20 protein-coding genes are annotated in these 22,597 nt (G+C 60.7%); 8 read left to right on the plus strand and 12 right to left on the minus strand.

What is annotated here, in order from left to right:
• Window positions 1-77: 77 nt before the first annotated feature.
• From ACP7A2_RS08730 to ACP7A2_RS08740, 3 genes are all read right to left on the minus strand, one after another.
• Window positions 78-560 (minus strand): hypothetical protein, encoded by a 483-nt coding sequence (locus ACP7A2_RS08730; RefSeq protein ID WP_426133923.1) that lies wholly within the window; start codon window positions 558-560, stop codon window positions 78-80.
• 279 nt (window positions 561-839) lie between these two features.
• Entirely contained in the window at window positions 840-1,064 is a 225-nt protein-coding gene (locus ACP7A2_RS08735; protein ID WP_375067183.1) for a hypothetical protein, read from the minus strand.
• A 441-nt stretch (window positions 1,065-1,505) separates the two neighbouring features.
• On the minus strand, window positions 1,506-1,811 hold the full coding sequence (locus tag ACP7A2_RS08740; protein WP_426133896.1) for a hypothetical protein: 306 nt from the start codon (window positions 1,809-1,811) through the stop codon (window positions 1,506-1,508).
• Between the two features lie 459 nt (window positions 1,812-2,270).
• Between ACP7A2_RS08740 and ACP7A2_RS08745 the strand changes: the two genes are divergently transcribed.
• The gene (locus tag ACP7A2_RS08745) at window positions 2,271-2,594 is read left to right on the plus strand and encodes a sel1 repeat family protein (RefSeq protein ID WP_426133897.1); all 324 of its coding nucleotides are present in this window, start codon (window positions 2,271-2,273) and stop codon (window positions 2,592-2,594) included.
• 174 nt (window positions 2,595-2,768) lie between these two features.
• Window positions 2,769-4,133: a DNA recombination protein RmuC gene (gene rmuC / locus ACP7A2_RS08750; RefSeq protein ID WP_426133924.1), complete on the plus strand. Its 1,365-nt coding sequence runs from the start codon at window positions 2,769-2,771 to the stop codon at window positions 4,131-4,133.
• 153 nt (window positions 4,134-4,286) lie between these two features.
• On the opposite strand, the gene ACP7A2_RS08755 is transcribed toward rmuC, so the two are convergent.
• From ACP7A2_RS08755 to ACP7A2_RS08765, 3 genes are all read right to left on the minus strand, one after another.
• Window positions 4,287-7,757, minus strand: coding sequence for a hybrid sensor histidine kinase/response regulator (locus ACP7A2_RS08755; RefSeq protein ID WP_426133898.1), 3,471 nt, complete (start codon window positions 7,755-7,757; stop codon window positions 4,287-4,289).
• 116 nt (window positions 7,758-7,873) lie between these two features.
• Window positions 7,874-8,260, minus strand: coding sequence for a YbaN family protein (locus ACP7A2_RS08760; RefSeq protein WP_348055627.1), 387 nt, complete (start codon window positions 8,258-8,260; stop codon window positions 7,874-7,876).
• A gap of 20 nt (window positions 8,261-8,280) precedes the next feature.
• Window positions 8,281-8,868, minus strand: coding sequence for a UPF0149 family protein (locus ACP7A2_RS08765; protein WP_426133899.1), 588 nt, complete (start codon window positions 8,866-8,868; stop codon window positions 8,281-8,283).
• A 276-nt stretch (window positions 8,869-9,144) separates the two neighbouring features.
• Between ACP7A2_RS08765 and recQ the strand changes: the two genes are divergently transcribed.
• Window positions 9,145-11,274 carry a DNA helicase RecQ gene (recQ, locus tag ACP7A2_RS08770; RefSeq protein ID WP_426133900.1) on the plus strand — a complete coding sequence of 710 codons (2,130 nt, stop codon included), beginning with the start codon at window positions 9,145-9,147 and terminating at the stop codon, window positions 11,272-11,274.
• A 121-nt stretch (window positions 11,275-11,395) separates the two neighbouring features.
• Window positions 11,396-11,830, plus strand: coding sequence for a MarR family transcriptional regulator (locus ACP7A2_RS08775; protein ID WP_426133901.1), 435 nt, complete (start codon window positions 11,396-11,398; stop codon window positions 11,828-11,830).
• 68 nt (window positions 11,831-11,898) lie between these two features.
• On the opposite strand, the gene ACP7A2_RS08780 is transcribed toward ACP7A2_RS08775, so the two are convergent.
• On the minus strand, window positions 11,899-14,088 hold the full coding sequence (locus ACP7A2_RS08780) for a patatin-like phospholipase family protein (protein WP_426133902.1): 2,190 nt from the start codon (window positions 14,086-14,088) through the stop codon (window positions 11,899-11,901).
• Window positions 14,089-14,171: 83 nt separating this feature from the next.
• Between ACP7A2_RS08780 and ACP7A2_RS08785 the strand changes: the two genes are divergently transcribed.
• On the plus strand, window positions 14,172-14,462 hold the full coding sequence (locus tag ACP7A2_RS08785; protein WP_375067147.1) for a SelT/SelW/SelH family protein: 291 nt from the start codon (window positions 14,172-14,174) through the stop codon (window positions 14,460-14,462).
• On the opposite strand, the gene ACP7A2_RS08790 is transcribed toward ACP7A2_RS08785, so the two are convergent.
• Complete coding sequence (locus ACP7A2_RS08790; protein WP_426133903.1) at window positions 14,463-15,347, minus strand: DMT family transporter; 885 nt, start codon at window positions 15,345-15,347, stop codon at window positions 14,463-14,465.
• Between the two features lie 99 nt (window positions 15,348-15,446).
• Window positions 15,447-16,196: an AraC family transcriptional regulator gene (locus ACP7A2_RS08795; protein WP_426133904.1), complete on the minus strand. Its 750-nt coding sequence runs from the start codon at window positions 16,194-16,196 to the stop codon at window positions 15,447-15,449.
• Between the two features lie 137 nt (window positions 16,197-16,333).
• On the opposite strand from ACP7A2_RS08795, the gene ACP7A2_RS08800 reads away from it, so the two are divergent.
• The gene (locus tag ACP7A2_RS08800; RefSeq protein ID WP_426133905.1) at window positions 16,334-17,143 is read left to right on the plus strand and encodes a UDP-2,3-diacylglucosamine diphosphatase; all 810 of its coding nucleotides are present in this window, start codon (window positions 16,334-16,336) and stop codon (window positions 17,141-17,143) included.
• A gap of 126 nt (window positions 17,144-17,269) precedes the next feature.
• On the opposite strand, the gene ACP7A2_RS08805 is transcribed toward ACP7A2_RS08800, so the two are convergent.
• The 3 genes from ACP7A2_RS08805 to phhA form a co-directional block, all read right to left on the minus strand.
• Window positions 17,270-18,463: an amino acid aminotransferase gene (locus ACP7A2_RS08805; RefSeq protein WP_426133907.1), complete on the minus strand. Its 1,194-nt coding sequence runs from the start codon at window positions 18,461-18,463 to the stop codon at window positions 17,270-17,272.
• A complete protein-coding gene (locus ACP7A2_RS08810) occupies window positions 18,463-18,819 on the minus strand; it encodes a 4a-hydroxytetrahydrobiopterin dehydratase (protein WP_375067155.1) in 357 nt (118 codons plus the stop codon). The genes ACP7A2_RS08805 and ACP7A2_RS08810 overlap by 1 nt, the downstream gene beginning before the upstream one ends.
• Window positions 18,820-18,916: 97 nt before the next feature.
• On the minus strand, window positions 18,917-19,708 hold the full coding sequence (phhA, locus tag ACP7A2_RS08815) for a phenylalanine 4-monooxygenase (protein ID WP_348055609.1): 792 nt from the start codon (window positions 19,706-19,708) through the stop codon (window positions 18,917-18,919).
• Between the two features lie 257 nt (window positions 19,709-19,965).
• On the opposite strand from phhA, the gene ACP7A2_RS08820 reads away from it, so the two are divergent.
• Window positions 19,966-21,531, plus strand: a complete 1,566-nt coding sequence (locus tag ACP7A2_RS08820) for a sigma-54-dependent transcriptional regulator (protein WP_426133908.1) — start codon at window positions 19,966-19,968, stop codon at window positions 21,529-21,531.
• 289 nt (window positions 21,532-21,820) lie between these two features.
• Entirely contained in the window at window positions 21,821-22,561 is a 741-nt protein-coding gene (locus tag ACP7A2_RS08825; protein WP_426133909.1) for a flagellar basal body rod protein FlgF, read from the plus strand.
• Window positions 22,562-22,597 lie beyond the last annotated feature (36 nt).

A 22,597-nucleotide genomic window follows, 5' to 3' on the forward strand; every position in this document is an offset into this window, starting at 1 on the left:
ATGCAGGAGATAGAGCCTTTTTGTAGGACAATCAGACCAGATTCACCGTCTTTAGCCGAATCTTGCAAGACGCCCGATCAACAAGTGACCTGATTCAGGGGTGAAACACAGGTTTTCCAGGCGTGGGTGAAATCCCGCAGCCGTCCTTGAGGGTGAAATATTTCTTTCCAGATACGTGCCATGGCCAGCACGTCGCCGGGCGGCGGTAGCGCAGGGCGCTGTTGTTCGACCAGAAGCCAGGCGATGGCCGTGGCGTAGCGCAAGTTAACCGTGAGTTCCAGCTGGGGCGCGCTGAGGAATGCATGTTGGCTGGCCAGCCCGCGCACCAGGCTGGCGCGCTCGGGGTCCAGCGCCAGGTAGTTGTCCCAGAGGGCGCGGTGGCGGGGTTCGGTGATGCTGTACAGGCCATGACCGCGCCGGTCATGCAAGGCGGAGCCTAATTCCGACTGGCTGGCAGCGATGCCCAGCAGCAGGGATTCAGCCGTCTGGTTATGGCAACCGAGGTACATCAACGTCGGCCTGATCACATAACGACACAATTCACTGGCGGCGATACTTATACAAGCCTCGGTCCATGAAAGTGGTCGACGGTGCCCGAGAGGGAGGGCTTGGCAGCTGTGAATCGGATCTCAGGCCCGTCGCAAGCGGATCACGCCGCTTGAGTTGAAGTGTAGTGTCATATTTGTGCTGTAAAGGACTGTTTTTAAAACATCTTCTTCATTCAGTTATAACGTTTATATCTATTTGAACTTAGTAAACGTGCGCCAGACCTAAATTTCAGGCAATAAAAAACCCTGTGTTTTAAACAGGGTTTTTTGTGTTTCAGCGACTCGGGTCGATCAGGCAACCAGTGCCTGACGGGTACGCTCGATCACGGCCTGCAGCGGCTCTGCGCTGGAGTATTGATCGGGGTACAGGCGTTCGCTGTGACGAGCGATGCCGTGTTCGTTGACCAGGGTGAAGCTGAAGCAGCCTTTGCGAGCGGCCATGATCAGGCAGTTCATTGGGGCAAAAGCGCTGGTGAGGGTGCGAATGGCATCCTGAGTGTGGATAGTCGACATAATTATTGGTGTTCCTACAAATGACACGGTTAAGAACCGTGCAACGTTAAAACGTTCCAGTGACGTTGATCACCATTGATCGAACGAAGAACCCGACTGGAACAAAGCAGCCAGTTTGAAGCGCTAATAAGTTAGGCGCGCTTGGGCTGGCAGGTAGGTACTTAGGAGGGCAGGCAACACAACAGGGGCAAAGGTTCTGGGCCCAGGGTGAAGATCCTGATCAATTTGCAGGCTGGTTCGGTCAGAGTATTGAGACTTAGCGACACCCTTTGCTTGTTCAAAGGCAGTGTCGTCGCAAGTGATACCTGGAAACCATCGAGGTGGTCGATCCCGTGTTGTTCAGGGGAGTTGTTCGACCAGAATTGACTTTCAGCTTGGTACTAACGCGGCGGATAGTAACGGATTGAAACAGGGAAAGAAAGCGCGCCAGCAAAAAAACTTCAATCAACCGCCCAGCAGCCCGCGGTAGACCAGCACCGTGACCGCCGCCGCCAGTGAGCAGCCCAGCCCGTAGGCCGCAAGGGTCAAACGCCAGGAGCGGCCGGTCTCGATGACTTTCATCACGTCGCGCATGTCATTGATTCTGCCTTCACCCAGTTCGATACACAGACTCGCCGCTGTAAACGCGGCCGACAGCAGGATGGCGATAGCAAACAACGCGCCGTCGGGGGAAGGAAGTGCCGCGTTGATGCCCAGTGAGGTCGCACAGATGGCCAACAACAGCAGCGCGAATATCAGAATTCCTTTCATCGACCCTTACAGTGTTGTGTGGTGGGTCGGCCAGTGTGGCGAGCCTGAGCAGATTTGAAAAGTCCCGCGGTTTTGGCCCACCGGTAACATTTTTCCACGCAGATGAAGCAAAAAGCCTCGCTCATATAACCAGTGGATGGGTACTTGTGCACATTAGTTGCGAGGTGTGTAGACACGCGGCCCCGTGCCCGGTTGCGGCACCATTTGCCTGCAATGAAAATTTAAGTCAATGAAAAGTATCGCTTTTTTTTATTGGTGAAAAAATCGTCAGTTTGACTGCGGCCCCCGTTCCATGGGCCTTTGCGCGAGTTAAAGCTGGGTTGTCCACTGAGTTATCCACAGCTTCTGTGGATTGTCCCGAGCGCTTGCTCTAGAACGGGCGTGCAGGTTTTTTTCAGCTTTACCTGTAGGAAAAAAAGAGTAGAGTGGCGCGCCTTCCGATCTGTCCCACAGTGTTTTATGAAGTTTCGCTCAGTATCACCCGATGTTACCGACACCCCGCACACTGTTACCGCACCCGAGCGGCTGTTCTTGAAAGTTGCCGTATGGCTGCTCGACAGCCCGCGCCTGGGGCAGCACACCAACGTCAAACACTTCGCCGGGCGTTTGCTCAAGCAACCGGCCCGTCACGGTGTCGTGGCCGCGCAGAGCCGCTTGGGCGAATTGATGTGCCGTGAGTGCGGCAACGCCCGCGACCGCCGCATTGGCCACGACCTGCTGCGCCTGGCCGCCCGCGCCGGTGACCGTCGCGCTCAGCGCGAATTGGGCCAGGTCGAAGACTGAGCTGTCGTCTAGCCTTGTGCTCCGTTAACCTCTCCCTTTTTCGTGATGGCAGAAATGGCGATGGCTTTTGACTGGACAAGTATTGCCGTGGGCCTTGCTGGCGCTGGCGTGCCGTTACTGGCGCTGTGCTGGCAGATTCAACGGCGGCTGACCGCACGCACTACCGGTTGGGAATTGCTTGAAGAGCGCCTTGCCACCGCGCAACTGGCCCAGGAAGGGCTTGCGGCTCAACTCGACGCCAGTCGCGACGAAATCAGCGACCTGAGCCAGGCCAACTCCGCAAAACAAGCTGACTTGGCCGCCATGCGCCGTGAAGTCGAACTGCTGCAGATCGACCGCGATAACGCGCGTGACGCCGCCCATGCCTGGAACCTCGACCGCAGCGCCAAGGAAACCGAGCTGCGTCGCCTCGATGCGCTGTCCGCCGCCTTGCGCGCCGAGCTGCGGGAACAACAAGACAGCCATCAGCAACGCCTGACCGACCTGCAAGGCTCACGTGACGAGCTGCGGGCACAGTTTGCCGAGCTGGCCGGGAAGATCTTCGATGAGCGTGAGCAGCGCTTTGCCGAAACCAGCCAGGAGCGCCTCGGGCAACTACTTGACCCTTTGAAAGAACGCATCCAGTCGTTTGAAAAACGGGTCGAAGAAAGCTACCAGAACGAAGCGCGTGAGCGTTTTTCCCTGGCCAAGGAACTCGAACGCCTGCAGCAACTGAACCTGCGCCTGTCGGACGAAGCCACCAACCTGACCCGCGCACTCAAGGGCCAGAAAACCCAGGGTAATTGGGGTGAGCTGATCCTTGAGCGGGTGCTGGAGCACGCCGGGCTGGAGAAAGGCCGCGAGTATCAGACTCAGGTCAGCCTTAAAGGCCCGGACGGCGAGCGCTTTCAGCCGGACGTGTTGATCATGTTGCCAGGCGACAAGCAGGTGGTGGTCGACTCCAAAGTCAGCCTCACGGCCTATCAACAGTACGTTGGCGCCGATGATGACGTGATCGGTCAGGCGGCCTTGAAGCAGCATGTGTTGTCGCTGCGCAACCACGTCAAAGGCTTGGCCGGTAAGGATTACAAACGTCTGGAAGGCCTGCACAGCCTGGATTTTGTGTTGTTGTTTGTGCCTATTGAGGCGGCGTTTTCTGCGGCGTTGCAGGCCGAGCCAAACCTGTTTCAGGAAGCGTTCGACCGCCATATCGTCATCGTCAGCCCAACCACGTTGCTGGCCACCCTGCGGGTGATCGACAGCCTGTGGAAGCAGGAACGCCAGAGCCAGAACGCCCGGGAAATCGCCGAGCGCGCCGGCTGGCTGTACGACAAGTTTGTGCTGTTTATCCAGGACCTGGACGAGGTGGGCAACCGTCTGCAACAGTTGGATAAAGCCTACAGCGCGGCGCGGAACAAGCTGACGGATGGGCGCGGGAACCTGGTCAGTCGTACCGAGCAATTAAGGCTGTTGGGAGCCCGCGCGAGTAAAAGCCTGCCGTCTGATTTGCTGGAAAAAGCCATGACCGATGCCGACGGTGTGGCGCATGTACCTGAATAACACCGGATCAAAAATGGGGCAGCTGGCTTTTGTGGGAGCTGGCTTGCCTGCGATAGCCTCACCACGGTGTAACTGACCTACCGAGTTGCCTGCATCGCAGGCAAGCCAGCTCCCACACAATTCAGTTCCCACCGGGCGTTGAGCCAAGCTTTCCTACAGCGGCAAATGCCGACTGAGCAACGCCCGCAACGCCGCCGGCTTCACCGGTTTGGCCAAGTAATCCAACCCCGCTGCGTGCACCTCGGCCACCATCTCCGGGCGCCCGTCGGCACTGATCACCACCCCTGGAATCGGCTCCGCCAGTTGCGCGCGCAGCCAGCCCATTAACTCAGTACCGGTTTCACCGTGGTCCAGGTGGTAATCCACCAACGCCAATTGCGGGCGTACCCCGTCAGCCAGCAGCGCCGCGCATTGAGCCTGGTCGGTGGCCGTCCACACTTCGCAGCCCCAGCGTGTCAGCAAGCTACGCATGCCTATCAGGATGCTTTCTTCGTTATCGACACACAGCACCTGCGCGCCGCTCAGCGGCAGCCCGGTGTCCTGGGCCGCCTTGACCTGAGGGCTGGCCTGATGAGGCGCCAGCGGTACGCGCACGCTGAACACGCTGCCTTTGCCGGGCCAGGAGCGGACGCTCAAGCGATGACCCAGCACGCGGCACAAGCCATCGGCGATCGCCAGGCCCAGGCCCAAGCCCTTTTCTGCGCGGGTTTGATGGCTGTCCAGGCGTTTGAACTCTTCGAAGATCACCTTCTGTTTATCCTGCGGAATGCCGGGGCCACGGTCCCAGACTTCCAGGCACAGTTCGTTCTTGCGCCTGCGTACGCCGAGCAGCACCGGGCCGTCGGCATAGCGGAAGGCGTTGGTCAGAAAATTCTGCAGAATCCGTCGCAGCAGTTTGATGTCGCTGTCTACGCGCACGCGGCTGCCGCGCAACCGGAAACGCAGGCCTTGCTCTTGGGCCAGCGCCTTGAATTCGGCGCCCAGCGTGTCAAACAGCTCGTTGAGCACAAACGGCTGACGCTGCGGGTTGATCTTGCCGTTTTCCAGGCGCGAAATATCCAGCAGGTCGCTGATCAGGTCTTCGGCGGAGCGCAGCGAACTGTCCAGGTGTTGCACCAACTGCCGGGCGTCGGCAGACAGGCCGTCGTTCTGGTGGGAGAGGGCGGCAGAGAACAGCCGCGCGGCGTTCAGCGGCTGCATCAGGTCATGGCTGACGGCGGCCAAAAAGCGCGTTTTCGACTGGCTGGCGGTTTCGGCCACGCCTTTGGCGTCGGTCAGCGCCACGTTAAGCTGCGACAGCTCATGGGTGCGCTCGGTCACCCGCCGCTCCAGGCCCTCGTTGGCCTCGGTCAATGCCTGCTCGGCTTCACGAAACGCGGTGATGTCGGTAAAACTCATGACAAACCCGCCGCCGGGCATCGGGTTGCCGATCAACTCAATCACTCGTCCATTCGGAAACAGCCGCTCGGAGGTGTGCGCGCGGCCCTGGCGCATCCAGTGTAGGCGTCGCGCCACGTGCACCTCGGCCTCGCCCGGCCCGCACAGGCCGCGTTCGGCGTTGTAGCGAATGATGTCAGCAATCGGCCGGCCCACGCTGATCAAGCCTTCGGGGTAGTTGAACAACTCCAGGTAGCGTCGGTTCCAGGCCACCAGCTTGAGCGACTGGTCGACCACGCTGATGCCCTGGGTGATGTTTTCGATCGCGCCTTGCAGCAGCGCGCGGTTGAACTGCAGTACCTCAGAGGCTTCGTCGGCGATGCGTACTACGTCCTCCAGCTGCATTTCCCGACCTTCAATCGCAGCCTTTACCACGGCGCGCGTCGAAGAAGCGCCAAGCACGCCAGCCAACAGGCGTTCGGTGTGCGCAATCCAGTCGTTATCGGCGTTCTGGTTGGGGTTGAAACCCTTGCCCTGGCGATAGGCGAAGCGAATGAAACTCTGCTGGGCGCGTTCCTCACCGACAAAACGCGCCGCGAGGCTGAGCAGGTCGCTGATCTGCACCGACAACATCGACCGCGCGCTGGCGCGTTGGCTGATTTCCTGGCCGATAAAACGCCCGGCCTGCCAGTGTTCGGAGACTCGCGTGCGCGACAGCATCGACACCCACACAAACAGCGTGAAGTTGCCCGCCAGGGAGAACACCGTGCCCAAGGTCAGCGAGGTGACCGTCAAACCAAAGGGGTGGGAATGCATCCACGTGAGGCCGGGGAAAAGGCTGAGCGACCAGCCCAGGCTTTTCGCCGTCACCGGTAAAACCAGCGTGTAGAACCACAAGAACGTACCCGCCGCCAGCCCGGCGAACACGCCGCGCCGGTTCGCCTGCTTCCAGTGCAGCGCGCCAAGCATCGCTGGCGCCAGCTGGGTCACGGCGGCAAACGCGATTTGGCCGATGGTCGCCAGGCTCGCGGTAGAACCCAGCAGCCGGTAACTCACGTAGGCCAGCAAGAGGATGATCACAATGCTGACGCGGCGCACCGACAGCATCCAGTGGCGGAACACTTCGAATGGCCGCTCCGCGCTTGAGCGGCGCAACAGCCAGGGCAGCAACATGTCGTTGGAGACCATCGTCGACAAGGCGATGCTGGCGACGATCACCATGCCGGTCGCCGCCGACGCACCGCCGATAAACGCCAGCACGGCGAGGGCCGGGTGCGCTTCGGCCATGGGCAAGCTGATCACGTAGGAGTCGGGCAGCACCGAGCCGGGCAGCAGCATTTTGCCGCCGAGGGCGATGGGGATCACAAACAGTGCGGCGAGGATCAGATACGCCGGGAACACCCACTTGGCCAGGCGCAAATCCTGAGGGTCGATGTTTTCCACCACGGTCACATGGAACTGGCGAGGCAAGCAGATAATCGCCATCATCGCCACGCCGGTTTGCACCACCATCGACGGCCAGTTGATGGTCTCCTGCCAGTATTCTTCCAGGCGCGGCGCCAGCATCGCCTGGCTGATCAGGTCGCCGAAACCGTCATACAGGCCATAGGTTACAAACGCGCCGACCGCGAGAAATGCGAACAGCTTGACCAGCGATTCAAACGCGATTGCCAGCACCATGCCACGGTGGTGTTCGGTGGCGTCGAGGTTGCGCGTACCAAACACGATGGTGAACAGCGCAAGTACCAATGACACGATCAGGGCCGTGTCCTGCGCGCGAGTGCCCGTGGTATCGGCGCCGGCGCCGATCAACAGGTTTACGCCGAGCACGATGCCTTTGAGTTGCAGGGCAATATAGGGCAGCACGCCCACCAGGCAGATCAGCGCGACCACCACGGCCAGGGACTGGGATTTGCCGTAGCGCGCGGCGATAAAGTCGGCAATCGAGGTGATGTTTTCCTGCTTGCTGATCAGGATCATCTTTTGCAGCACCCAGGGTGCCAGCACCAGCAGCAGGACCGGTCCCAGGTAGATCGGTAAAAATGCCCACAACTGTTCGGCGGCCTGGCCTACAGCGCCGAAGAACGTCCAACTGGTGCAGTACACCGCCAGCGACAGGCTGTACACCCACGCTCGCACACGGGGCGGCAGCGGCGCACGGCGGCGGTCCCCGTAAAAGGCGATGGCAAACATAATGGCCATATAGGCCAGGGCAACGGCGGCGATCAGCCCGCTGGACAGCGTCATGGTAACTCCGAGCATAAGAACACCCGGGCATTCCAGGCCCGGTTGGACAGTCTCGCATGATGCCTGGGGTTAGTCAGTGTCGACCAAGGTCGCGTGAGTTTTTATGTCACAGGGGGTCAAGAGCGGGGCGGCAGGGTCTTTTGGCGCAGGATATAGATCGTCACGAGCACGGCACTGGTCAGCATGAACCCGCGTGCCCATGGCATTTGCACCAGGTAGCAGGAGAAACCAATGCTCAGCCACATCAAGCCGATGGCGTAGACCTTGCCTTTAAGCGGGATGCCATTGCCGTCCAGGTAGTCACGAATCCACGGGCCAAGGCGCGGGTGTTGCACCAGCCAGTCGTAAAAGCGCGGGGAGCTTCGAGCGAAGCAGGCGGCGGCGAGAAGGAGGAAAGGCGTGGTCGGGAGTACCGGCAGGAAAATACCGATCACCCCCAACGCCACGCTTAGCCAGCCGATGGCCAGCAGCACGTAGCGCAGGAGCAGCGAACGGTTGCCCATGGGTGTCACGGGCAAACGACTCAGTGGTGACGTGGCTTGAGGATCGCCGGTTTTTCGTCAGGCGCGTGGCACAGCAGGTACAGCGCGGTGAGGGCTTCCGGGATCTGCACGATCATGTCGTCCATCAGGTTGGCGTCGGCGGCGATGTCGGAGAATTCCGGCTGGTCGTCGAACAGGCCCGAGCCGACCATGATCGGCAGCAGCATTTCGCTGACTTCTTCTTCGGCGGTTTCGAACCAGGCTGCTTCGCGCAGGAACACACCTTCCATGAAGCCGATGCACCAGCCGCGCAGGTCGGAATCGTCCGGCTCTTCGCCCAGGTCCAGTTCGCACGGCAGCTCGAATTCTTCATCGGCGGCCAGTTGGCGACCGATGTGAGCCTTGAGGGCCAACAGGGTGGATTCGATTTCTTCGCGTTGAGCATCATCGGCGTAATGCGGTTCTTCAGCGAACAAGGCGTCAATCCACTCACGGTCCGGCACGATGTCGGAACAGATCGACAGGGCGGTCAGATAGCCGTGAGCGGCCACGTAGTCCAGCGCCTCGTCATGCAGCTCATCAGCGTCGAGGAAGGCTTGCAGGCGGGTTAGTTGCTCAGCGAAGGACATTGAAGGATTACCTTGGGAATAAACGATGCTGAATTCTAGGCTTTCTTGAGCGCCCAGGCCAGCCGCCATGCAGATTTGCCACCTTTTAGAGACGGGCTGCAATTCGTCAGCGGCGCCCTTTGAGGGATGATGCTCGGGTATACTGCCGCGTTTTGCGATGCCCCTGCAGGCCGAGCGGCACTTCGAGAAAACTTCGCTTACGGATTATTTCCCGTGACCGCGTGTTTTTTCGGCCAGCCTGTACAGAGGGATTTCGGCACCATTTTGGAGTTTTACATGCTCGAGCAGGCTCAACGCGTTCTCAAGGACATCTTCGGCTACGACAGTTTTCGTGGCCGTCAGGGTGCGATCATTGAGCGCGTGGCCAATGGCGGTGACGCCCTGGTCTTGATGCCTACCGGCGGCGGTAAATCGTTGTGCTTCCAGGTGCCTGCGCTGTTGCGTAATGGCCTGGCGGTGGTGGTGTCGCCGCTGATTGCATTGATGGACGATCAGGTCGCCACCCTTGAAGAACTCGGGGTTGCCGCTGCGGCCTTGAACTCCACGCTCAGTGCCGAGCAGCAGCGCGACCTGGCTGCGCGGATCAAACGCGGTGAAATCAAGATGCTCTACCTGGCGCCCGAGCGCCTGGTGCAGCCGCGTATGCTGGCGTTTTTGCAGAGCCTCGAAATTGCGCTGTTCGCCATCGACGAAGCCCACTGTGTGTCGCAGTGGGGTCACGATTTCCGTCGCGAGTATCTGCAACTGGGCCAATTGGCCGAGCTGTTCCCCGATGTGCCGCGCATTGCCCTGACTGCCACCGCTGACAAACGTACCCGCGAAGAAATCGTCGAGCGCCTGCACTTGCAGAATGCCGAGCGCTTTCTGTCGAGCTTCGACCGGCCGAATATTTTCTACCGCATCGTGCCCAAGGAACAGCCGCGCAAGCAGTTGCTGGCGTTCCTCTCCGAACGGCGCAGCGACGCGGGCATCGTGTATTGCCTGTCGCGCAAAAAGGTCGATGAAGTCGCCGCGTTCCTGTGTGAGCAAGGCTACCCGGCGCTGCCGTACCACGCCGGTTTGCCCAATGAAACGCGCTCGGCCCACCAGAAGCGCTTCCTCAACGAGGAAGGCTTGATCATGGTGGCGACCATCGCGTTCGGCATGGGCATCGACAAATCCAACGTGCGCTTTGTTGCGCACATGGATTTGCCCAAATCCCTCGAGGCGTATTACCAGGAAACCGGTCGCGCTGGCCGTGATGGCCTGCCGGCGGATGCGTGGATGGTCTACGGTTTGCAAGATGTGGTGATGCTCAAGCAGATGCTGCAGAACTCCGAAGGCGACGAGCGTCACAAGCGTCTGGAGCAACACAAGCTCGATGCCATGCTCTCGTTGTGTGAAGAAACCCGCTGCCGCCGACAAACGCTGCTGGCGTACTTCGATGAAGACATGCCCGAGCCCTGTGGCCACTGCGACAACTGCGTCGATGGTGTGCAGACCTGGGACGCTACCGAACCGGCGCGCCAGGGGTTGTCGGCGATCTTCCGCACCGGCCAGCGCTATGGCGTCGGCCATCTGGTGGATGTATTGCTGGGCAAGGACACCGAAAAAGTCCGCAGCTTCGGCCACGAAAAACTCTCGGTCTACGGCGTCGGTAAGGCCCGCGCCGAAGGCGAATGGCGTTCGTTGTTTCGGCAAATGGTTGCACGCAATCTGGTCGATATCGACATTGAAGGGTATGGCGGCCTGCGCTTGAACGACAATTGCCGGCCGTTGCTCAAGGGCGAAGTCAGCCTGGAGCTGCGCCGTGACCTCAAGCCGCAAACCACCGCCAAGAGCAGCAGCACCAGCCAGGCCAGCCAACTGGTGCGTGGCGAAGAACGCGAACAGTGGGAAGCCTTGCGCACCCTGCGCCGCAAACTGGCGCAGGAACACAGCGTGCCGCCTTACGTTATTTTCCCCGACTCCACCTTGCTTGAGATGCTGCGCGAGCAGCCAACCAGCATGGCCGAGATGGCCCGGGTCAGTGGCGTGGGTGCGCGCAAGCTGGAGCGTTACGGCCAGGCCTTCCTCGAAGTGCTCGGCGGTCAGGAGGAAGCACCGAAGGAAGTGGCCGATATTCGCCACGAGCTGATCAGCCTGGCGCGAGCCGGCATGACCCCGATCCAGATCGCCGGCCAGCTGCAATGCTCGGAAAAAAACGTCTACGCCTTGCTCGCAGAATCCATTGGCAAGCAGCAGTTGTCCCTTGAGCAGGCGCTTGATTTACCGGAAGATTTGCTCGGTGAAATCCAGGATGCCTTCCTCGACGGTGAAGGCGAATTACCACCCGTTTCGGAGATTGCCCCGCTGTTTACCGGGCGTGTTCCAGAAGGCGTTTTGTACTGCGTACGCGCCGCTTTGCAGTCTGAATTCGAGATTTAGTGCGTCAATTGCGACAATGTAACGAATCAGTACATAGCAACTCTTGCCTACTGGCATGGCTCATGCTTAGCTGACTAATAATTAGCCACATCTTATTTTCAGTCTAAAACATGAGTTTTTTATGCCGTTAACCGATCAACACCGATTTGGCATGCAGCTGGCGCAAATGTCCCGAGGTTGGCGCGCCGAGCTGGACCGCCGTCTGGCGGGGCTGGGCTTGTCCCAGGCGCGTTGGCTGGTGCTGTTGCACCTCGCCCGTTTCGAAGAAGCACCGACTCAGCGGGAACTGGCGCAGAGCGTCGGCGTGGAAGGGCCGACCCTGGCACGGCTGCTCGACAGCCTCGAGGGCCAAGGCCTGGTTCAGCGCCAGGCAGTATTGGAAGACCGCCGTGCCAAGCGCATCCTGCTGTGTGACACGGCCCGCCCGCTGATCGAACAGATCGAAACCATCGCCACGGCCCTGCGCCATGAGCTGTTTGTGGGCGTGGATGAAGCAGATTTAAGCGTATGCATGCGCGTGCATGGGCACATTTTGTCGAATCTGGAAAAGCCCTGATCGCGAGCCCGCAGCAGATCAAAATGTGGGAGCAGGCAAGCCAGCTCCCACAGTTGATTTGCGTTGCCCTAAAACGTCTGGCCCAGGTTCAGGTACACCGCCTGCTCATTGGCATCATTGAACCCGTAGCTGAAGTTCAGTGGCCCCAACGGCGTATCAAACCCCAGGAAAACACTCGCCGCGTTGATGTAGCCGCTGTCGAACTGATTGTCGTTGTTCCATGCCCGGCCCCGTTCCAGCGAGGCTCCGAGGTACAGCGGGAAGTCCAGTGGCAAGTACGAGCGCGGCGTCAGGCGGCGGTAGTACACGGCGCGCATCAGGGCGATGTTCTGCCCCGAGATCGCATCTTCCCTGAAGCCTGACAGCTGCCGCGCACCACCGAGCAGGAAGCTGGAGATCACTACGTCGGATTTATCCAGGGTACGCCCGTAGCGGCCGCCCAGAATCAGCGTGTCCGGGCCGTGGCTCATGGCCTTGTCCAGCTTGAATTCCCACTGGCGATAACGCTGATCCGAACCCAGGCCCGGTTCGAATTCCCGGTAAGCCAGGCCGATGTCTTCGCCGGTGTGAGGGAAGTACACGTTATCGAAAGAGTCGAAGGAGTACTTCAGTTCATAGAAGCCTTCATTGAAGCTCACGCTCGGCAGGTTGCGGTCGCCAATGCGCACGTCCGCCTTGCCCCAGGCTTCGCCGACGCCGAAGCGGATCTCGCCGCTGTTGCCAATTTGCCGCCCCACGTTCAGGCCGAAACCGTAGCGCTCCAGGCGGTATTCGGAGATGGGGTCGTTGTCCAGAATCAGTTCAACGTTTTGCGCCTGGGCACTGATGTAGGGCGCGACAAAGTAGCGGGAACCGGTGTCCATCGGCTGGTAGAACTCGCTGTACAGCTCTTGGCGATCACCGATTTGCACCCGCGTCAGCCATTCGGCACCGAGGCGGTTGATGCCGTTGATGCGGTAACTCGCGCCGAGGTTAAAGGCGCTGTCGCCCCTCATGTCGTCCGACAGGTTCAGGCCCAGTCGCAAGTAATCGGTGCCGCTGCGTTTGCCGCGCGCGCTGATCACCAGCGTGTTGTCCTGGTCCTTTTTCACCACGCGGTATTGCACCTGCTCAAAATAATCCAGGCCGTACAAAGTGCCCATGTCGGTTTGCAGTCGGCCCAGGTTCAACGGCTCGCCGAGGGTTTGGCGGATGTAATAGCGGATCACGTCGTCGCTGACTTTCGAGTCGTTCTCTACTTTGATCGCAGTAATCACCGGCGTGCGTTCGCCCGGGGTGCGCGCCGCCACCAGTTCCGGGTCGATCGGTTGGGCAGGGCGCAAATGCGCAAGGCGTACGTCGAGGGCGCGCGTGGCGCGGTAGCCAGCGTCAATCATGTCCTTGGCGCGACCAAAATCCGTCACGCCGTAGGCCGCCAAGGGAGGCTGGATCAGTACGTCTTTCTGATTCAGGGCCTTGAGCTGCTCCTCTGAATTGCGCCGGGTCATCAGGGTGATCGACTGGTTGAGCACATCCACCACGGTGTTGAGCTGTTTGCGCGAACGCAGCGGGGTGCCGATGTCGACCACGATGGCGATGTCGACGCCCATTTCCCGCGCCACATCCAGCGGAATGTTGTCGGTCATGCCGCCATCCACCAGCAGGCGGCCATCTATTTCCACCGGCGCAAACACGGCGGGGATCGACATGCTGGCGCGAATCACCTGGGGCAGGTGGCCCTTGTTGAACACCACTTTTTCGCCGGTGGTGATGTCGGTGGCAACGGCGCGGAACGGGATCGGCAGCTTGTCGAAATTGCGCGTGTTACTGCTGTGGGCGAACATGCTCTCCAGCAGCAGGGCGAGGTTCTGGCCCTGGATCACGCCGAGTGGCAGGCCCAGGCTGCCGTCGTCGCGGAAGCTGAGCTTCTGCTTGACCAGGAAATCCCGGTCATCCTGTTTGCGCCTGAACGGCACATCTTCCCGAGGCGGCGCGTCGGACAGCGCCTGCTGCCAGTCGATATTCAGCGCGAGCTTTTCCAGCTCATCAATCTTGTAGCCCGATGCATACAGCCCGCCAATCACCGCACCCATGCTGGTGCCGGCAATCGCATCGATCTGGATGCCTTGCTCTTCCAGCGCCTTGAGCACACCAATGTGCGCCAGGCCACGGGCGGCACCGCCAGACAGCACCAGGCCGATTTTCGGGCGAGGTGCTTCAACGGCGTCGGCGAGAAGGGGGAGCAAGCACAGGAACAGGCAGGACAGCAGGCGGCGCATCGTGAATCTCGGGGCTGGGCAATAAAGGCCGGTATTATAGCCGCTCGATCCACCGAGCCCGTTACGCAGGAACCTCTCAAATTATGTCGCCGAGCAAACCCGAGATCGTCATCACTTATTGCACGCAGTGCCAGTGGCTGCTGCGCGCCGCATGGCTGGCCCAGGAACTACTCAGTACGTTCAGCGACGACCTCGCCCGCGTGGCACTGGAGCCGGCGACTGGCGGAGCGTTTCGCATCACCTGCGATGGCGTGCAGATCTGGGAGCGCAAGGCGGACGGCGGCTTCCCGGAAGCCAAGGTGCTCAAGCAGCGCGTGCGTGACCAGATCGATCCGCAACGCGACTTGGGGCACAACGACCGCACCGCCGGATAATCAGGCGGTGGCCGCCGGTTGCTTGGCCTGGCTGGCGCTGCCCATCAGGCCGGACAGCACGATAGCGACGATGATCAGTGCGCCGCCGAGCAGCATGCGCAGAGTCGGCGTTTCGGCGAACAGCAGCCAGGCGACGGTAATGCCGTAAAGCGGCTCCATCGCAAACACCACTGACGCCGTGCGTGCCTTGATCACCGCGAGGCTGGCGACGAACAGGCTGTGGGCCAGGCCGGTGCAGAACACACCGAGCAGCCCGATCCATAACCAATCCAGCGCACGCACATCCGCCAGCCCCGGCGCCGCCACGGGCAACAGGCAGGCGGCGACTACTACGTTCTGGCACAGCGCAGCCTGTACCGCCGGAATTCGCCCGGCGCTGGCGCGGTTGTTCAGTGACAACAACGAGAACAACAACCCCGACGCGATGCCCCACAGCAGCCCGCCCGTGGCTTCGCTGGCCAGGTTGAAATCTGGCGTCACCAACACCAAACCAACGGTAACCAGCGCCACCAACAACACTTCGTTGGCGCGAATGCGCTCGCGGAAGATCAGCCCTTCAAGGATCACGGTAAAGGCCGGGAAGGCGGTAAACCCAAGCGTGGCGAACGCGACGCCGGCGACTTTGACCGCTATGAAAAATGTTACCCAGTGTGCTGCGAGCAATACGCCGCTGATCAACAAACGGCGCCAGTCGCGTCTCTCGAGTTTTCTCCAGGGCGTGTTGCTGGCGAATCGCGCGAACACGGCGAGCGCCACCACGGCAAAGGCGGCGCGGCCAAACACGATGATGGCCGGCGAGGCCGCGGCCAGCTTGCCGAATACGCCGGTAAGGCCAAACATCAATGCGCCGATATGCAGGGCGCCGAGGGCTGTGCGGGGAGTCATTGCGATCCTTGGACAGGCGGGGTGAAAGAATCGCAGTCTAGAGGGTAGTGGGGGCGTGCGTCTGTCGTCCGGCTCGCGATTTTTAGCGCAGGACTCTTCCTACACAGCACGTCGCAGTGCGCCAGGGGAGGCGCCAAATTCGCGCAACATCGCCGCTGCAAAGGCACTTTGCGAGCTATAGCCCACGCGCTCAGCGATTTCACCGATGGGCAGGGGTGTTTCCTTCAAGAGGCTCAAGGCCATTTTCAGGCGACGGCTGCGCAGGTAGTCCATCGGCGTCTGCCCACATTCGGCCATAAAGCGCGCATGCAGACGCGCCACGGAAAGGCCGGCGATGTGTGCAAGGTCGGCCACCTGCAACGGATGCGCAGCGTGCCGCTCGATATGCGTATTGAACGCCGCATACGGCAGGCGTCGACCCGGCAGCGGTCGGGCGAGGGGGTGATTAAGGCTGGCGAGCAACAGCACGGCGCCTTGCTGGACGATCAGCGGATCGTTCACCGGGCTGTGCGCCAGCCATTGCACCAGTTGGCTTTGCCGGGAATCCAGGGCCAGGCGCGCGGGCCTGTCAAGCAGGCGGCGGCTGGCGTCGGCATGCTCGCCCAACGATTGCAGCACCCAGTGTTCGGTGGGCACATCCAGCACCAGGCAGCGGCTGCCATCGCGGCTGCCGCACGTGTGGTGGGCGCAGAACGGCAGCACCATCACGCTGCTTTCGTGCACTTGGCTGCCACGGCCATCGACTTCCAGGTCCAGGTGCCCGGACAGGCCGAACACCAACTGCGCATGGTCATGGCTGTGGGCGAGAGGCGCTTCGATGTAGTGGCGTAGCGTGAGGGTCGGGCTCATCGCGGTCTCCTGGGAGGCGAGCCGCCAGTCTACAACGCTTCGCAGCGGTTACGCGCTGTCATCAGACTGACGCACGGCTGTCATGGGCTATTAATCGCGAGGGCGCAAGCTCGCGAAAACACCGTCGAGGGATGCCCATGACCAGTGCCGAGTTCACTCCCCCCAGCCGCAAGCAACGGGTTCGTACCCTGTGGATTTCCGATGTGCACCTGGGTACCCGGGATTGCCAGGCAGAACACCTGTCGCAGTTTCTAAAGGGCTACCAGGCCGACAAGGTTTACCTGGTGGGCGACATTATCGACGGCTGGAAAATGCGCGGTGGCATGTACTGGCCCCAGGCGCACACCAACGTGATCCGCCGCCTGCTGACCATGGCCAAGCGCGGCACCGAGGTGATCTACGTCACTGGCAACCATGACGAGTTTCTGCGCCGCTATTCCAAGCTGATTCTGGGCAACATCCAGTTGGTCGACGAGGCGGTGCATGTGACCGCCGATGGCCGGCGTTTGCTGGTGATCCACGGCGATCAGTTTGATGTGATCACCCGTTACCATCGCTGGCTGGCGTTCCTCGGTGACTCGGCCTACGAATTCACCCTCACGCTGAACCGCTGGCTCAATCATTGGCGCGCGCGGTATGGCTATGGCTACTGGTCGTTGTCGGCCTACCTCAAGCACAAGGTGAAGACGGCGGTGAGCTTTATCAGCGATTTCGAAGAGGCAATCGCCCACGAAGTGACCAAGCGGGGGTTGCAGGGTGTGGTGTGCGGGCATATTCACCACGCGGAGATTCGCAAGGTGGGCGAGGTGGATTACCTCAATTGCGGGGATTGGGTGGAGTCGTGCACGGCGTTGATCGAACACTGGGACGGGAGTATTGAGCTGTACCGCTTGGCGGACGCGCAGGCGCGGCAAGCGCAGCTCAAAGCCGAGCTGGTCACCAGCTGACAGGTCCACTCGGTTAAAAATGTGGGAGCTGGCTTGCCTGCGATTGCGGTGTATCCGTCGACATCTCTCTTGGATGTGACACCGCTATCGCAGGCAAGCCAGCTCCCACAGTTTGCTTGGGTTTCGTCAGTTGGAAACGTCGGCGATGGCTTGTGCCAGTAGCGTCAGCCGTGTGGCATCAATGCCGGCCACATTCGCCCGTCCGGAGCTGACCATATACACGCTGTGTTTCTCGCGCAGTTGCTTCACCTGTTCGGCACTCAAACCGGTATAGGAAAACATCCCGCGTTGCGCCCCGATGTGCGCAAACTGCTCGGCCAGCCCATGTGGCGCCAGCGCTTCCACCAGCCCGGAGCGCAATTGCGCAATCCGTGAACGCATGGCTTCCACTTCGCCACTCCACAGGTTTTTCAGCTCGGTATCGCCGAGGATGGTCGCGACCACTGCCGCGCCATGATCCGGCGGCGTCGACCACAGGTTACGCGCGGTGTTAGCAAGCTGGCTGCGCACATCCGTGAGCTTCTCGGCATCCGCCGCACACACGATCAATGCACCTACGCGGTCGCTGTACAGGCCGAAGTTCTTCGAGCAGGAACTGGTGATCAACACTTCCGGCAACTCGGCGGCAAACAGCCGCACAGCCCAGGCATCCTGCTCCAGACCGTCGCCAAAGCCCTGGTAGGCGAAGTCGATCAACGGCAGCAACTGGCGCTCGCGTACGATCTGCAACACCTGGCGCCAGTCATCCTGGGACAGGTCGAAACCGGTGGGGTTGTGGCAGCAGGCGTGCAACAACACCACGTCACCTTTCGGTACGGTGGACAGGGTCGCCAGCATCGCCGCCACATCCAGGTGATTGTCAGCGCCCACGTACGGGTAGTGGCTGACCTTGAGCCCGGCCTTGGCAAAGATGGTTTCGTGGATCGGCCAGGTTGGGTTGCTCAGCCACACGCCACGGCCAGGCAGGTTGTGGGCGATGAAGTCGGCACTCAAACGCAGCGCGCCGGTGCCGCCTGGCGTCTGGGTCGCGCCGGCACGGCGTTCGCGGATCAGCGCAGAGTCGGCGCCGAGCACCAGTTCGCTGATCAGTGTGCCGAACGCGGCGTTGCCGTGGCCACCGATGTAGGTCTTGGTGGTCTGAGTGTCGACCAGGCGCTGCTCGGCGAGTTTTACCGCGTGTGGAATCGGTGTCAGGCCTCTGTCGTCTTTATAGACGCCTACGCCGAGGTCGAACTTGTTCGGGTTGGCGTCTGCGGCGTACAGGTCCATCAGCCCGAGGATCGGGTCGCCGGGCACGCGGCCAATCGCATCAAAATGCATTACTTGCGGCCCTCGGCGCTCTTGGCCACTTCGTCGGTGCGCGCGGCCATGATGAAGTCGTTGCGGTGCAGGCCCTTGATGGAGTGGCTCCACCAGGTCACGGTGACTTTGCCCCACTCGGTGAGCAGGCCAGGGTGATGGCCTTCGGCTTCGGAAATGTCACCCATGGCGTTGGTGAAGGCCAGGGCGAACTTGAAGTTCTTGAACAGAAACACCTTTTCCAGCTGCATCACGCCATCGCGCACTTCGATGTTCCAGTCGGGAATCTGCTTGATCAGTACCGGCAACTCTTCATCGCTGACTTGCGGGGCGTCGGCGCGGCAGGCTTCGCAGTGGGCTTGGTTCAAGGTGGTCATGGAAATGTCCTGAATTCGAATGTGTGAAGGTCAGTAGCGTCACCCTAAAGCAACGCGGGGCCAGGGGACAGACTCACCTGGTCTCAAGATGTAAGGTTCACGCAGCTTTTGGCTTCGGTGGAAACTTGGGGGCGTGCAGGCCAAGCTGCATGCCGCGCTCAACCATGCCCATGATGTCTTCCTGCGCCACTTCGAACAGGCGCTTGAGCTCGGGCAGGACGAAATACAGCGGTTGCAGGATGTCGATGCGATACGGCGTGCGCATCGCTTCCAGCGGGTCGAAGGCTTGATGCTCCGGCTCGGACGACAGGCAGTACACCGTCTCCTTGGGCGACGACAGAATGCCGCCACCGTAGATGCGCCGACCCTGGGGCGTGTCCACCAGGCCGAACTCGATGGTCATCCAGTACAAGCGCGCCAGGTACACCCGTTGCTCTTTGGTGGCGGCGAGGCCGAGCTTGCCGTAGGTGTGGGTGAACTCGGCAAACCAGGGGTTGGTCAGCAGCGGGCAGTGGCCGAAGATCTCGTGGAAAATATCCGGCTCTTGCAGGTAGTCCAGTTCTTCACGGGTACGAATAAACGTCGCTACCGGAAACTGTTTGTTGGCGAGCAATTCGAAAAACGTCTGGAAGGGGATCAGCGCCGGCACGCGGGCAACTTGCCAGCCGGTGGTTTCGGCCAGCACTTTATTGATCTCGCCCAGTTGCGGGATGCGGTCCATGGGCAGGCCGAGCTTGTCGATGCCGTCCAGATATTCCTGGCAGGCACGGCCCTCGATCACCTTCAACTGACGCGTGATCAAGGTGTTCCACACCGCGTGTTCTTCCGGCGGGTAGTGGATAAAACCACTCGCATCGGGCTCGCGGGCCACGTAGTGGGTCTGCTTCATACGGCTCTCCTGCTAGGCATTCGTTTTTGTTATGTCCTGGGATGTGCCTATTGATAGCGCGGACGGTAGCGGAATCCATCCATCTGTGAACTGGCGTTGTAGGAAAAATCAGCGATTTCCGTAAAGATTTCGTTACGAATTCGTCGTTGGTCGGTGCCTTGGGCTGGGAAAAGGTCACGCGGTGTCACATAATCTTGACGACTATCTGCGCCAAGTGACAAAAAGTCGCGGCGCCTTCCCACCTTTCGGGCCTTTTCATGCGTATCAAAGTGCATTGCCAGAACCGCATCGGCATCCTGCGGGACATCCTCAACCTGCTGGTGGAATACGGCGTCAACGTCGCCAAGGGCGAGGTCGGCGGCGAGCATGGCAACGCCATTTACCTGTTTTGCCCGAACCTGGTGAACATGCAGTTCCAGGCATTGCGCCCGCAGTTCGAAGCCATTGGCGGGGTATTTGGCGTCAAGCGGGTAGGGCTGATGCCCAGCGAGCGTCGGCATATGGAGCTCAACGCGCTGCTCGGCGCGCTGGAGTTTCCGGTGTTGTCCATCGACATGGGCGGCTCGATTGTCGCCGCCAACCGCGCGGCGGCGCAGTTGCTCGGGGTGCGCGTGGACGAAGTGCCGGGCATACCGTTGTCGCGCTATGCCGAGGATTTTGACCTGCCGGAACTGGTGCGCGCGAGCAAATCACGGATCAACGGCCTGCGGGTCAAGGTCAAGGGTGACGTGTTTCTGGCGGACATCGCGCCGCTGCAATCTTCCGAACACGATGACAGCGAAGCCATGGCCGGCGCCGTGCTCACTCTGCACCGTGCCGACCGCGTCGGTGAGCGCATCTACAACGTACGCAAACAAGAGCTGCGCGGCTTTGACAGCATCTTCCAAAGCTCCAATGTCATGGCTGCGGTGGTGCGTGAGGCCCGGCGCATGGCGCCGCTGGACGCACCTCTATTAATAGAAGGCGAAACCGGCACCGGCAAAGAGCTGTTGGCGCGCGCCTGCCACCTGGCCAGCCCGCGCGGGCAATCGCCGTTGATGGCGCTCAACTGCGCCGGGTTGCCTGAGTCGATGGCCGAGACCGAACTGTTCGGCTACGGCCCCGGCGCGTTCGAAGGTGCGCGGGCCGAGGGCAAGTTGGGGCTGCTGGAACTCACGTCGGGCGGTACGTTATTTCTCGACGGTGTGGGGGAAATGAGCGCGCGGTTGCAGGTGAAGCTCCTGCGTTTTTTGCAGGACGGTTGCTTTCGCCGAGTAGGCAGTGATGAAGAGGTGTATCTGGATGTGCGGGTGATTTGCGCAACGCAGGTGGATTTGTCTGAGCTGTGCGCCCGTGGTGAGTTTCGTCAGGACCTTTATCACCGCTTGAACGTGCTGTCGCTGCACATTCCGCCCTTGCGCGATTGCCTGGATGGGTTGGCGCCGTTGGTGGAGCATTTTCTGGATCAGGCCAGTCGGCAAATTGGCTGCCCGCTGCCCAAGTTGGCGCCGGCGGCGATGGAGCGGCTGAGTCATTACCACTGGCCGGGGAATGTGCGGCAGCTGGAAAATGTGCTGTTTCAGGCGGTGTCGCTGTGTGAAGGCGGGACGGTCAAGGCCGAGCATATTCGCTTGCCGGATTATGGCGTGCGTCAGCCGCTTGGGGACTTTTCGCTGGAGGGTGGGCTGGAAGATATCGTCGGGCGGTTTGAGAAGGCGGTGCTGGAGGCCTTGTATGCCGAGCACTCCAGCAGCCGGCAGTTGGGCAAGCGGCTGGGCGTGTCCCACACCACCATCGCCAATAAGTTGCGCGATTACGAAATTCTCAAGGCTGAGCGCGGGTAAAACGGTGGGAGCTGGCTTGCCTGCGATAGCGGTAGTTCAGTTGGCTCCTGTGCCACTGTTACACCGCCATCGCAGGCAAGCCAGCTCCCCCATTTGATCTGCTTCGTTGCCGGAAGCGGCAGTAGTCCGCCGTTTTTTCGACTCTCGCCCTCCGGGCAAAACTCCAAGTCGCCCGCAAACCCCCGTCCCATCTGCACTTCAACCACTTTTCAAAAGTTGGTTCGCAAATTGCTTATGCCTTGTCAGTACAGCGGTGGACGGCAAGCGTTCGTCAGAAAGAGGATACAGCGTGGACAAATACCTTTACGTGGCAATGACCGGCGCCAGCCAGAACGCACTGGCTCAGAAGGCCCACGCCAACAATCTGGCGAACATCTCCACCAACGGTTTTCAGCGCGACCTCGAGCAGGCGCGTTCGATGCCGGTGTTTGGCGACAGCTTTCCGGCGCGGGCATTTGCCCTGAGCGAACGCCCAGGCACCGACTTCTCTCCGGGCGCCATGATCGAAACCGGTCGTGACCTCGACGTGGCCGTCAGCGGCGATGGCTGGATCGCCGTGCAAACCCCCGATGGCGGCGAAGCCTACGTGCGCAGCGCCAGCATGAACATCGATGCACTCGGCGTGTTGCGTACCGGCAACGGCATGCCGGTGATGGGCAACGGCGGCCCGATTGCCGTGCCGCCCGAGCAGAAAGTCGAAGTGGGTGCCGACGGCACCATCAGCATCCGCGCCATGGGCGAAGGCCCGCGCGTGATGGCTGAAGTGGACCGCATCAAGATGGTCCACCCCGACCTCAAGAACATGACCAAAGGCCTGGACGGCACCATCCACACCAAGGATGGCCAGCCAGCCCAGGCTGACGCGAAAGTCACGCTGACCTCGGGTTTCCTGCAGGCGAGCAACGTCAACGCGGTTGAAGAAATGACCGCGGTACTGGCGCTTTCCAAGCAGTTCGAGCTGCACATCAAGATGATGAACAGCGCGAAGGAAGACGACCAGGCCATGACCCGCGTGATGGCGATGAGCTGATAGCCGCGTTACTGACCGACCACTAATTTTGCAGCG

Origin of the sequence: Pseudomonas sp. PWP3-1b2, from assembly GCF_049896045.1 — a bacterium.
Taxonomy (GTDB): Bacteria; Pseudomonadota; Gammaproteobacteria; order Pseudomonadales; family Pseudomonadaceae; genus Aquipseudomonas; species Aquipseudomonas antarctica_B.

What these genes read in the sequence shown, in the direction of transcription:
- ACP7A2_RS08765 (WP_426133899.1), bottom strand. Translation starts at nt 8,868, where the DNA reads ATGTCCTTCGCTGAGCAACTAACCCGCCTGCAAGCCTTCCTCGACGCT.
- ACP7A2_RS08760 (WP_348055627.1), bottom strand. Translation starts at nt 8,260, where the DNA reads ATGGGCAACCGTTCGCTGCTCCTGCGCTACGTGCTGCTGGCCATCGGC.
- ACP7A2_RS08775 (WP_426133901.1), top strand. Translation starts at nt 11,396, where the DNA reads ATGCCGTTAACCGATCAACACCGATTTGGCATGCAGCTGGCGCAAATG.
- ACP7A2_RS08790 (WP_426133903.1), bottom strand. Translation starts at nt 15,347, where the DNA reads ATGACTCCCCGCACAGCCCTCGGCGCCCTGCATATCGGCGCATTGATG.
- ACP7A2_RS08795 (WP_426133904.1), bottom strand. Translation starts at nt 16,196, where the DNA reads ATGAGCCCGACCCTCACGCTACGCCACTACATCGAAGCGCCTCTCGCC.
- ACP7A2_RS08800 (WP_426133905.1), top strand. Translation starts at nt 16,334, where the DNA reads ATGACCAGTGCCGAGTTCACTCCCCCCAGCCGCAAGCAACGGGTTCGT.
- ACP7A2_RS08780 (WP_426133902.1), bottom strand. Translation starts at nt 14,088, where the DNA reads ATGCGCCGCCTGCTGTCCTGCCTGTTCCTGTGCTTGCTCCCCCTTCTC.
- ACP7A2_RS08755 (WP_426133898.1), bottom strand. Translation starts at nt 7,757, where the DNA reads ATGACGCTGTCCAGCGGGCTGATCGCCGCCGTTGCCCTGGCCTATATG.
- ACP7A2_RS08820 (WP_426133908.1), top strand. Translation starts at nt 19,966, where the DNA reads ATGCGTATCAAAGTGCATTGCCAGAACCGCATCGGCATCCTGCGGGAC.
- ACP7A2_RS08740 (WP_426133896.1), bottom strand. Translation starts at nt 1,811, where the DNA reads ATGAAAGGAATTCTGATATTCGCGCTGCTGTTGTTGGCCATCTGTGCG.
- ACP7A2_RS08745 (WP_426133897.1), top strand. Translation starts at nt 2,271, where the DNA reads ATGAAGTTTCGCTCAGTATCACCCGATGTTACCGACACCCCGCACACT.
- ACP7A2_RS08810 (WP_375067155.1), bottom strand. Translation starts at nt 18,819, where the DNA reads ATGACCACCTTGAACCAAGCCCACTGCGAAGCCTGCCGCGCCGACGCC.
- ACP7A2_RS08785 (WP_375067147.1), top strand. Translation starts at nt 14,172, where the DNA reads ATGTCGCCGAGCAAACCCGAGATCGTCATCACTTATTGCACGCAGTGC.
- phhA (WP_348055609.1), bottom strand. Translation starts at nt 19,708, where the DNA reads ATGAAGCAGACCCACTACGTGGCCCGCGAGCCCGATGCGAGTGGTTTT.
- recQ (WP_426133900.1), top strand. Translation starts at nt 9,145, where the DNA reads ATGCTCGAGCAGGCTCAACGCGTTCTCAAGGACATCTTCGGCTACGAC.
- ACP7A2_RS08805 (WP_426133907.1), bottom strand. Translation starts at nt 18,463, where the DNA reads ATGCATTTTGATGCGATTGGCCGCGTGCCCGGCGACCCGATCCTCGGG.